The sequence below is a fragment of the Methanothrix thermoacetophila PT genome, from assembly GCF_000014945.1.
GTDB classification, from domain to species: domain Archaea; phylum Halobacteriota; class Methanosarcinia; order Methanotrichales; family Methanotrichaceae; genus Methanothrix_B; species Methanothrix_B thermoacetophila.
Genome location: NC_008553.1, coordinates 78,165 through 89,153 on the forward strand (window position 1 = coordinate 78,165; position 10,989 = coordinate 89,153).

11 protein-coding genes and 1 tRNA gene are annotated in these 10,989 nt (G+C 52.3%); 7 read left to right on the forward strand and 5 right to left on the reverse strand.

Going from position 1 to position 10,989, the window contains the following annotated elements; translation table 11 throughout:
- Window positions 1-8: 8 nt before the first annotated feature.
- Window positions 9-1,109: a tetratricopeptide repeat protein gene (locus MTHE_RS00455; RefSeq protein WP_011695288.1), complete on the reverse strand. Its 1,101-nt coding sequence runs from the start codon at window positions 1,107-1,109 to the stop codon at window positions 9-11.
- Between the two features lie 677 nt (window positions 1,110-1,786).
- Here MTHE_RS00455 and MTHE_RS00460 point away from each other — a divergent pair.
- Both MTHE_RS00460 and MTHE_RS00465 read left to right on the forward strand, forming a co-directional pair.
- Window positions 1,787-1,910: transfer RNA gene (locus tag MTHE_RS00460), tRNA-Arg, on the forward strand.
- Between the two features lie 183 nt (window positions 1,911-2,093).
- Window positions 2,094-2,726 (forward strand): hypothetical protein, encoded by a 633-nt coding sequence (locus MTHE_RS00465; protein ID WP_011695289.1) that lies wholly within the window; start codon window positions 2,094-2,096, stop codon window positions 2,724-2,726.
- A gap of 323 nt (window positions 2,727-3,049) precedes the next feature.
- Here the strand turns inward: MTHE_RS00465 and MTHE_RS00470 are convergent, their stop codons facing one another.
- The gene (locus tag MTHE_RS00470; RefSeq protein WP_175265637.1) at window positions 3,050-3,661 is read right to left on the reverse strand and encodes an orotate phosphoribosyltransferase-like protein; all 612 of its coding nucleotides are present in this window, start codon (window positions 3,659-3,661) and stop codon (window positions 3,050-3,052) included.
- Between the two features lie 2 nt (window positions 3,662-3,663).
- Window positions 3,664-4,113 carry an NOB1 family endonuclease gene (locus tag MTHE_RS00475; RefSeq protein WP_011695291.1) on the reverse strand — a complete coding sequence of 150 codons (450 nt, stop codon included), beginning with the start codon at window positions 4,111-4,113 and terminating at the stop codon, window positions 3,664-3,666.
- A 663-nt stretch (window positions 4,114-4,776) separates the two neighbouring features.
- Between MTHE_RS00475 and cbiQ the strand changes: the two genes are divergently transcribed.
- From cbiQ to MTHE_RS00495, 5 genes are all read left to right on the forward strand, one after another.
- Window positions 4,777-5,709, forward strand: a complete 933-nt coding sequence (gene cbiQ / locus MTHE_RS00480) for a cobalt ECF transporter T component CbiQ (protein WP_011695292.1) — start codon at window positions 4,777-4,779, stop codon at window positions 5,707-5,709.
- 11 nt (window positions 5,710-5,720) lie between these two features.
- On the forward strand, window positions 5,721-6,554 hold the full coding sequence (locus MTHE_RS00485) for an energy-coupling factor ABC transporter ATP-binding protein (RefSeq protein ID WP_175265638.1): 834 nt from the start codon (window positions 5,721-5,723) through the stop codon (window positions 6,552-6,554).
- A gap of 435 nt (window positions 6,555-6,989) precedes the next feature.
- Window positions 6,990-7,112 carry a hypothetical protein gene (locus tag MTHE_RS09200; RefSeq protein ID WP_268741193.1) on the forward strand — a complete coding sequence of 41 codons (123 nt, stop codon included), beginning with the start codon at window positions 6,990-6,992 and terminating at the stop codon, window positions 7,110-7,112.
- A 130-nt stretch (window positions 7,113-7,242) separates the two neighbouring features.
- The gene (locus MTHE_RS00490) at window positions 7,243-8,283 is read left to right on the forward strand and encodes an OBG GTPase family GTP-binding protein (RefSeq protein ID WP_011695294.1); all 1,041 of its coding nucleotides are present in this window, start codon (window positions 7,243-7,245) and stop codon (window positions 8,281-8,283) included.
- Between the two features lie 185 nt (window positions 8,284-8,468).
- Window positions 8,469-8,846: a carboxymuconolactone decarboxylase family protein gene (locus MTHE_RS00495; RefSeq protein ID WP_011695295.1), complete on the forward strand. Its 378-nt coding sequence runs from the start codon at window positions 8,469-8,471 to the stop codon at window positions 8,844-8,846.
- A gap of 141 nt (window positions 8,847-8,987) precedes the next feature.
- Here MTHE_RS00495 and MTHE_RS00500 read toward each other — a convergent pair whose 3' ends face one another.
- Together MTHE_RS00500 and MTHE_RS00505 are read right to left on the reverse strand one after the other, a co-directional pair.
- Window positions 8,988-9,791 carry a D-aminoacyl-tRNA deacylase gene (locus MTHE_RS00500; protein WP_011695296.1) on the reverse strand — a complete coding sequence of 268 codons (804 nt, stop codon included), beginning with the start codon at window positions 9,789-9,791 and terminating at the stop codon, window positions 8,988-8,990.
- A complete protein-coding gene (locus tag MTHE_RS00505; RefSeq protein ID WP_175265639.1) occupies window positions 9,788-10,819 on the reverse strand; it encodes an Lrp/AsnC family transcriptional regulator in 1,032 nt (343 codons plus the stop codon). Before MTHE_RS00505 ends, MTHE_RS00500 begins: the two co-directional genes overlap by 4 nt.
- Window positions 10,820-10,989: the final 170 nt, after the last annotated feature.

Sequence of the window (10,989 nt, forward strand, 5' to 3'; positions counted from 1 at the left end):
TGGTGATGTCATCCACGCATGCGATTCTTTGAGAGCTTCACGACTCTGATCTCCCGGGCTTTTATGAACGCCATGTCGCTCTCCGTGTACCTTCCCAGCGCCTTGAGCACGATCCCCATGTTATACCATGCATCCTCATCCAAGGGGTTGACAGATATCGCCCCCTCACATGCGCTGAGCGCCTCCGCGTATCGGCCGAGGTTGTAGAGCGACCAGGCCCGGCTCTTGAGCGCAGATGCATTGCCGGGATCGATTCTGAGAACACGATCGAAGCACTCCAGTGCGTCCTCATATAGACCCATGGCCCTGAATGTGATGCCCTTCGCGTACCATGATTGAGCGTGCTCTGGATCGAGTGTGAGAGCTGAGTCGATTGCATCTATCGCCTTTGAGGGGATTCCCATAGCTCTGTAAGTGATGCCCTTTCCATGCCATGCCTGGACAGATCCCGGGTCAAGCCTTAGCGCCTCCTCGTAGCACTCCAGAGCCTCATCGTACCTCCCGGTGCTGTGCATCGACTCGCCCATCCTGATCCAGCACGCAGAATCTGATGGGCTGAGCTCAAGAGCTCTCTCAAAGCACTCGAGTGCCTCGCTGTGCCTTCCGATTGTCTGTAGAGATTCTCCGAGGATGCACCAGTCCCTGGCCTGTGAGGGGTCGATATCCAGAGCCATGCGGTAGGCCTCGATCGCCTCCTCGTACCTTCCCATGGAGAGAAGCGCCAGGCCCTTCTGCCTCCAGCTCTCCGCATCATCCGGCCTGGAATCGATACACCGCTCGATCCAGGCGAGAGCATATGCAGGATCCCTGTCTATGGCCTCCTGATAGGAGCTGATCGCCTCATCGCATCTCCCCAGAATGAAGAGGACCTCTGCGCGACACTCCCAGGCCGGCACGCACTCCGGATCCGCCTCAATCGCTCTGCTATAGCACTCCAGAGCATCCTCATAGCGGGAGAAGCAGAAGCAGGCCATCCCCCTTCCACACCATGCCGCAGTATTCATAGGATCGATATCCAGCACCCTGTCGTAGTACTCTATTGCTTCATCGTAAGACCCATCGAGGTACTTCTCTTCAGCCTTCTGCAGAAGAGCTGCGATGGAAACCATGCGAGATACCTACATGGATATGCGTTATAAAACTTGCTCAGGGCATAAGTGGGACGGGAGATCTCGGGTCGCGTGTGTGCTCTATTGTGTAATCAATAGCAAGTGACATCGCAGGGTTCATGGGTATGGCAGAGAACATCGAGTCCCGACTGACCGCTCAGCAATTTGAGTCCAGCATTCCCGTAAACCGGTCGTATAATCGTTCGTATAATCGTATCGCTCTTATCCATATAATGACTTTCCTGGAATGACGATGGCCCCGGCATGCGTTCTTGGAGAATGAATGAGTGCTTCCAGCAACTGGACTACATGTCCTCTAAGTTGCTGAACACACAAGAGCGAATCGTATTACTGAAATTACTGAAAGATTCTGTGGAATCGACAGACTGGACGAGATATTCTGGGTCGTGGACCCGTATCACTGAATAATTAGCTATGATCGAGAGCCATGGGTGGGATATCCCATGAATCTAGATGTCTCAAGCGCTCCAGATTTCAATGAATCAAGTACACGACCATATTCTGCGTATCTGATGGATTGAGTTTGCAACCTACAATGAGACAAACACACAACCCGTTAACCGCCAGGCACATAAGGTCAAAGGTTTCAAGACCGAATACATCTGCTGCTATGGGAAAATTTGATATACATGATTGGCAGTAGGAGTAACCGGGATGGGCGTGTGGCCTAGCCAGGAGCACTGGCCGGTGGCCTTGTTCCCTAGAAGCTGTATTAGCTAGCAAGGATATGGCGGCAGCCTCCTAAGCTGTAAGCCGGGGGTTCGAATCCCTCCACGCCCGCTTTTCTCTACACACGGGAGCTGTATTCCGTTGAGCTGTGCCCGAGCATTTACATCGTCGATATCGTGAATCTCCTCCGGCTGTTGCTCGGGGAACGATCAACAGCCTGCATAGGACCCCGCGGCTTTGATCTGGTTCGACAGCTTTTTATGCTGTTGAATAAAGCCCCGAGCAGGGAGAGAATTGGATCACAGATGGAAAGCGTGGTCCGCTGCTCTGTGCGTGATGCTGGTCGGGGCTGCATGGGCCGCAGACTACGTCTTCAACGGCGCCCTCAACCTGGGCACAGGCTACCGCGACACCGAGCTGCTGGGGCAGACCGCGGCCGGTGCCGAAGGCCAAAAGTTCGCAGAGAAGATCATGGGCAGCGGGAGGTTCCGCGAGAGAAGCGCGTTCGAGCTCGATGTCATAAGAAACACCATAAACTTCACGCAGGATGCAGAGTTCGAGTACTTCCCTGTATCATATGGCGGTGGCGCCTATAACAGAAAGTGGTCAAATAAGATCTGCGTCATAAACTACGATGCTGGATCAGCTCTTACGGAGGTCTACACTGCATCCGAGCTGATACACAGGAGCACCGAGATCAGGACCACAGGAGCTGCAGGCAACGAGAGCCTCCAGGCAGGGATGGAGGCCACATTCATAGGCAACGGGCGCATAGCCTGGACGACACGCCAGAGAAACGACAAGCGCACACTGGAGCTGAGCAGATCTGTCGAGGAACTCACGGGCGTATTCTCCGTGAAGAAATACGTGGACCTGAGCAACAGATCTGGAAGGGTCAGCAGGGTCGACTGGATCCCTTGCGCCTAGTGCAGATCTTTTCCAAGCGATATCTTGCTGATCATCCACCCGAGAGTTGTTGTTCATGCACTCATATCACCGATACCATCATGTGGTCCCTCAGAATTCGTGTTCTGATGTGCATGTGGTTGCCGATCCCTGAAATTCCACAGGCCCTTACCTGTGATTCGGCAGATCAATCTCGCGGAAAAGGATAGATACCAGGAAAAATGTGTTTTGTCTTCGTGAACCTGTCCGAATAAGGTATCTTTGCCACCCAAACGCAGCAAGTCGTGTATTTCTGAATTCAGCTCTTATCAGCTCTTATTCGGACAGGCCCGTCTTCTTTATCGCTAGTTCACCCTGATGACCTTCAGCAGGGAGCAGACCGGCACGCCTGCAATGCTGTCAATACCCTTCTTGTCGATCAGCACCGCTATGACATTTGTCTTAGCGCCGCGGTCATCCAGGTACGCGACCGCCTCCTCTAGAGTCCTGCCAGATGTTATCACATCATCCACGATGACGCACTCCCTCCCGCTGACATCTGAAAAGTTCGTGCTCAGGTTTCCATGGGGTTTGACGTCCTGTGATGCCATCTGCTTTGTGGGCATGTATACCGCAAGTCCAACACCCATGTGGTCCGCGACCATGCTCGCGAGTGGCACGCCGCTCAGCGCCACACCCACGACAATATCGATGTCAAGCTCCTTTTCGTCCAGGATATCGAATATCATCTCTGTGAGCGCCTGCGCTATGTGGCTCAGCCTGTAGGCGCTCCTTCCTATCATCGACCAGTCCACTGAGATGTCCTTCGGTCCGGGGACTGTGGCGCGCTCGGCATGCGTGAGAAGCCAGGTGATGGTCTCCCTCGAGACGTTCAGCTCCTCAGATATCTGCCCCTCTGAAAGACCTTCGGACTTGAGTTCAGTTGCTTTCTTTATGAGGTCCTCTATACTCTTCATGATCATACCTTCTTTCTCCTTTTAGGTGGTGTTCCGCATACAGGGCAGAGATCTCCCTCAAAAGCTCTGCCGCATCCGGGACATCTCTGTGTGCGCTTTATGAAGCGCCTTATCCCGCGCTGGACGACCGGCTCGACCCTGAGACCCAGATGAACTGCGACATTCTGGAGGGCATAATCGTCTGTAGCAATAGCTGCGTCATACTCAATGGCCTTTGCAAGGACCTCCAGATCTGTCTGTGAGAGCCTGCAAAGATCTCCCGTATCTCTTGCTGCCTCTGTCGCCCTTTTCAGGGTCTCTTTTGTAGGAGGTTCTATCCTCACATCTGAGATCTGCAGCTTGATTCTCGAGCGGATATCCTTGAGCTCCTGCTCCACAGCAGGAACCGTGATCACCTCCCCCTTCAGCGGCTTTCCAAGTATGAACACAGAGGCATCTGCAACTATATACACATTGGTATCATCAAGCTAATAGTACTTGGACTTTTTCAGTAGCCATGCTGGCTCATCCCTATGATTCGGTGGATCAGTAATCTTGCATCTGAGGAGGGTGATTGATTCCGGTTGTACAGAAGCCCGCCTCTCCGACGATTCGACCAAATCAGCCTTGCATCGAAAATCTTGCCCGGAACCCGGTTGTGCTGATCAGCGGTGCCAAAAAGCAGTAATCTAGGATGTATCGATGGCAGTAGTCCTTTCGAGACGAGTTCGTTATAACAGGAATCCTCGCACATATCTTGAGCAGGTTTACGGAGAACTCGTCTCGAAACTATTTCGCTCATATGTGCGTGGCAACTTGTAGGACATGCGATGTGTTTGGTGATAGCAATCATTCATTCGACACGAACGCATAGCATGACCACTGCTACTTCGGGCAAGTCATCAAATGGATAAGAGCGAACTATTTAAGCAATGATGCTGATCTGCATCGATCCTGGCGGAAATAATCCACATGAAATACAATCCACATATCAATACGCCTGGAAATTTTGAGACGACTTCATACACAAGAGCGATTGTGTGCTGCACAGCAGGTCATGGCTCCAGAGCGCAACTGATAGTGTGATCAGGAAAATATTAGTACGTCTCCACAGAAGAGTCATACCGGGTTACATTATGATACCTGATTGGATGAAGAGCGTCAGCCTCGCGCATGAGAAGTTTGCTCCTCCACCACCTGCTAGGAAGGACTTTGTCAAAAAGACGATAGATGGCATTATCGCCTTCTTCCAGGAGGCGATGACAACTGAGGAGATCTCCTCCAGAAGAGGCCTTCTGCAGAGCCTAGACCCCAGGATCAAGCTGATCTCGATGCTCTCCCTGATATTCGCAATAAGTATGACTAAAAACCTTGAGATTATAGCTTTATTTTATCTTATGACATTAATTTTCGCATATTTGAGCTCAATAAGTATAGTGTTTTTTGTAAAAAGAGTGTGGTTATTCATACCGATATTCACAGGTGTGATAGCTATCCCCATGACGCTCAACATCTTTCTACCAGGGGATGTGCTTATACCTCTGGTGGATCTCGGCCAGCGCGCCCACATCGGGCCCTTCGCGATGCCAGAGAGCATATACATAACATCTCAGGGCACCAGAGCGGCGGTTCTCTTCACCATTCGGGTTGCAGCATGTGTGTCTGCAGTCGTCCTGCTGTTTCTCACAACCCCGCAGAGGGCTCTCTTCAAATCCCTCAGGTCCATTGGCGTGCCGAAGGTCTATGTTCTCACGCTCGAGATGGCCAACAGATACATTTTTCTCTTCATGGAGATGGTCAGGGATCTCTACATCGCGAAGAGGAGCAGGACCATCAAAAGCAGAGGCACACTGGCGGAGCAGAGATGGGTTGGGGGGAGGATTGGCTATATGCTTATAAAGGCGCTCGACATGAGCGAGAAGGTACACATGGCGATGATATCCAGAGGCTTCAGCGGCGATGTCAAACTAAGCTACGAATTCGCAATGCGTGGACGCGACTACATCGCTCTCGGGGTCTCGATGGTGATCTGCATCCTGCTCCTGACGCAAGGAATTGTGAATGCATGAGATGGTCTGAAATGAACGTGATATTCGATCTGCGAAATGTATCATACATCTACAACGGCAGGTTGAAGGCGCTGGAGGACATAAATCTGAGAATCAGCCAGGGGGAGCAGGTCGCACTACTGGGTGCTAACGGCTCGGGGAAGTCGACGCTTCTGGCCATAATTGACGCTCTCATATATCCAACATCAGGCCAGTATTATGCATTCGGAACTCATGTGAATGAGGAGATATTTGGCACGCTTAAGGATAACGAGTTCAAGCGTTTCTTCCGGAGCAAGGTGGGATTCGTCTTCCAGAACCCCGATGTTCAGCTCTTCTCATCCACAGTCTTCGATGAGATAGCATTCGGCCCCCACCAGCTGGATATGCCGATGGAGGAAGTCGGGAGGAGGGTGGAGGAGCTGATGGAGATGCTCGGCATATCAAAACTCAGAAACAGGGCGCCTCACACGCTCAGCGGCGGCGAGAAGAAAAAGGTCTGCATAGCATCTGTGCTCGCGACAAATCCGGACGTGCTTCTGCTCGATGAGCCGACAGCCGGGCTTGATCCGCGCAGCCAGCTTTGGCTGATCGAGCTTTTGAACGAACTCGCAAGCTGCGGAAAGACGATCATCACTGCCACACACGACCTGGACATCATAGATAAAATAAGCAGGAGGGCAATCGTCATAGGTGAGAACCACAGGGTTGTCGTGGATAGAGGTGTTGATGATGTCCTGAATGATATCGATCTGCTCCTGGAGACTAATCTCATCCATGAGCACATGCACCGCCATGGCAGGCTGATCCACAGGCATCCACACGCACACAGAGACGAGCACGCTCATAGCCACATTCACGAATGAGGCTGTGTGGATGATCGGGTGAAAGAGGGGCGTCAGGCGTGTGTCGTGTGTATCGTGCACAAATCCTGCACTAGATGGGCTGTCGAGCCTTCATTGGAATTATCAAGAGGGGTTCTGTCGTCGGAACGTGCACAAATCCTGCACTAGATGGGCTGTCGAGCCAGCCGAAGACTGGCTGAAGCCAGAAATCTGTGCCTTACTGTTTTTGGCTCTCAGAGGCACCTGATAATTACGTCTCTCATCCATCTGATACTTTGCCCGGAGCGGCACCGGTCCTGGTATGCATTCGCGGCGTATGAACGAGTGCTTTCAGCAACCACATCGCATGCCCTGCAAGTCGATACGCACATAAGAGCGAATCATTATTCGGACATGCCCGGACCGCCAACCGTTACGATTATATGACGATGCCCATCACTACCATCTGTGATAGGTATGTCATGGACGAAGAGCAAGAAGTACTCTGAGAAGGAGAGGATGAAGATCGAGAAGGGCTCTGGATTTGAGAAGTTCTGGACTCTGATATGCAACTGGCTCTGGAGGGCGATCTCCTGGTAGCTCCGGGAGATCGTGTGTTTTTCAGAACCTCATCGATATCATCGAAACTCTTTTAGTAGATACCATCATTCTCTGATCCTCAGGACATTGTTATGGTTATCCACAGAAGATCAGCTGTGGGGCTGGACCGATGAGCATCGAGGAGGAGATCAGGGCTCTGGAGGAGGAGATCCTCAGAACGCAGAAGAACAAGGCGACTGAGCACCACATAGGTCGTCTCAAGGCGAAGATAGCCAGGCTGCGCGAGGAGCAGGAGAAACGCACAGCGTCCAGGGCGAAGAAAGGGAAAGGTGTCAGGAAGTCTGGCGACGCAACGGTCACACTTGTGGGTCCAGTGGGCGCTGGGAAGTCCACACTGGTGAGCAGGCTCACAGGAGCCAGGACCAGTGAGGACCCGTACTCCATGGAAATCACCCCCGGAATCCTGCAGCACAGAGGTGCCAAGATACAGATTCTGGACGTGCCTGACATAACGGTCTCTGGCGATGCATTATCCGCTGTAAGGGACTCTGATCTTGTGCTGCTCGTCACGGAACCGTATGGTGGACAGCTCGATCCCTACCTGAACAGGCTCTACCAGAGCGGTGTCCGCCTGAACCAAAATCCTCCTTCGGTTCTCATAAGAAAAACATCGAGAGGCGGCATAAGTGTGACGAGTACCGTCGACCCAGGAATAGATAAGGGATCGATTGAGGCCATACTCAGGGAGTACAAGATACACAGCGCAGATGTTCTGATAAGAGAGCGGCTCACACAGGAGAGGTTTATCGATGCTCTTGAGGCCAACAGGCGGTACATAAAGGCCATCCATGTGATGAACAAGGTGGACATCCTGGATCCAGATGAGCTGGAGTTCGATGGTGATGTGATACCGACCTCGGCCGTCGATGGCACAGGTCTCGAGAGATTGAAGGACGAGATATTCGAGCGGCTGGATCTAATAAGGATATTTATGAAACCCCAGGGAAAGCCGCCGGATCTAGACGAGCCCATGATAATGAGAAGGGGAGCTAACATAGGCGACCTCTGTGACAGGATCCACAAGGACTTCAGGCAGCGGTTCAGGTACGCGACCGTGTGGGGATCATCTGCAAAACACAACGGCCAGCGTGCAGGTCTCGACCACATTCTGAGCGATGGGGATATAGTGACAATTGTCCTGGAGAAGTGAGGGGATTTCTCGGGCAAGCAGGTTTTGGGTCAGAGCAATCCCGCAAACCATATATTCGCATAAGACATATATAATAAAAGCTCCTAAAATTCATAGGCATCTCCTCAGCGGGATGGCCTGTGGATAGAACAGCAGAATCTGTGTTGGTGAGAAGCTGTTCAGATCGGTAGGGGAGGTAGAAAAACATGTGTGGATGTGGAGACAGGCATGGCGAGATAATGCGCTCGCTTGGGGATAAGATGGGTGGATATGTTCCAGAGACGCTCAAGGCGATATACGACCACAGGCCTGAGCTCATGGAGCTCATTGAGAGGCTTGACAGGGTGCTCCTGGAGGACGGCGCCCTCGACAAAAAGACGAAGAGGCTCATCGCGCTGGCCTGTGTTATAACGAGAATGTGCGAGGACTGTGTATACCCGCAGGCGAAGGTCGCCGTTAACTACGGCGCGACAAAGGATGAGATCCTCGAGACCCTGGAGATCTGCATGATCACAGGAGGCGTCCCGACCTTCTCGATCGCCAAGAACGGCATAAGCAGGCTGTTCAAGGAGATGGAGGAGTAAGCGCGGGTTGTGCTGTGAGGAGCCCGTCATGAACCTGCGTGCATATGCATGATGCCACACGAGCCTCACAGGCTCGCACGCACTGGAACTCTGTGATGCGCATTACCCGGGCGCAGCCGTTGCCGTTTATTTTTTGAGACTTTACAGAGACCTCACTTCCTTTATGCCCATCACATTCAGATCGAGGCTTGCCGCGATCTCCTCGAGCCTCCTGCGCTCATCCGAGCGGAAGGATTTGCCGTCGAGGTAGACGCCGGATGCCCCTGAGAGATCAGCCGCTTTCTTTATCGCCTCGACGTTGAGCATTGATGCCTGATACTTCGAGAACATGTGTCCGAACGCGACAGGTCTGGAGAGTATCAGCTCCGTCTGCCTCTGTACATAATGCCCTCCTCCAATTCCGAGAAGCACCGTTTCGTCGGCATGCGCCTCGTAGCTCTCCAGCTCGAGAATCGCCCTTGCGACGGCAGCTCCTGCTGCCGGATCGATCCAGTGCTGCTCGCATGAGCCAATCTCTGCGAAGAGGGATGGTGTGCGCAGATCCACAGGACCGTGGTGCGTGGCCTCAGCGGAGAGGCGAAATGTGGAGGGGGCGTGGCGCTGCAGGGCCATGAGCAGTTTTTTCAGGGCATACGGAGCTGGCCTGGAGAGCTCGAACGATCCCTCCCGAACAACACCGGTGAAGTGGCCTCCGAGCCACGGCACCGCCTCTTTCGATATGTGTCTGGATGCGAAGATGATCAGCCGGGGCGAGAGTCCGATGCGATCCAGCATATCTTCCAGGTTTCTGAGTCCCACAAGCTCGCCCTCGATGCACAGCATGCAGTAGCTCCTGTGAAACCTGAGAGTTCCCTCCTCATCCCACTCCGCGAGCTCGAGGAGCCTCGAAGCTATGTTCGAGCTGGCCGGATCAGAGGATGAGCAGATTATCACTACCTCGCTCATATCTCCTTTTCAATCCCGAGCATCTCAGCAACAGCAGGTGCGTAGTCGAGCTTCAACACTTTCAGCGATCTCAGTGGCATTATTACCATATATGGTCTGCCGTCTATGAGATCCCTCTCAAATGCGCTGTTAACGAACGCATCCATTCCGTCCTTGAGATCTGAGAAGCTAGAGGAGAGAATCGCGCCGCAGACGTCTCCGGGCTGCATGTAGCAGAAGAGCTGCGACCCCATCATGCTCAGCAGAGATCCAGCATCATGGTAGCTCACATTCTGCCTCATGCGGATATGATATAAGCACATGAGCTCACAGCATATCCTCTCCCATTCGACATGCGCCTCTCTGAGAAGGATGTTGGCATCGAAGAACCTGCTTCTCTTCCCGGATATTGTCGGCCTCGAGATCCCCGTTCTCTTTGAAAGCTCCAGGTCTGACAGGTTCGGGTATTTGACGAAGGCGTAAAGTGTGAGCCTGTCCTTCTCAGACAATTTTAGGGCATCCATAGGCATCAGTGAGAGAGGGGCAGGTGCAACATCTCTTCTATCAAGCCCGAATATCTTGCTTACTGCTGCAGGAACATTGTACTGATAGCTCGCAAGCTCCACACAGAGATGCACGCATATGAAATCCTCAAGCACGCCGTTCTGTCGGTATCCGCTCAGAATACTTTCAGCTCTTTTTTTAAACTCTGTCAGGTTTCTCGAGTAAACCAGGGAGAACGCATCTGTAGCTGTTGCGATACAATAGACACAGCTGGGGCTCAGGATCCATTCAGAAATGGATTCCCTGCCACCGACCCCTGGAGAGAAGCGCATGAAGACCACGCTGAGGATCTCGGCGCCCAGCGCCCCACCTGCTGGAACATTCAGAAGCCTTATGAGCTGCCAGTCTCGAAACTTGCGTTTGCTCTTGAATATCGTGGATCTGTCTACATCAATAAGGGAAGCGAGATCGATGTCACTGAGCCCGGGATATCTGGCCAGGCCGTAGAGCACCAGCTTCTCTTTTGATGTTAATTTAATCTCCATTTGATGGAAATACATTTTTTTAACTATTTATAGGTTACCTAATCGCTTGCATCCCCACAATGTTGCCCTTATATTTGATAGCTTTTCCACGTGGAAGTAACTTTCATACTGTATCCAGCGTTTACATGAAAACACGACATGAAGGTTCATAGCCGAGTGTTGCCGTATCG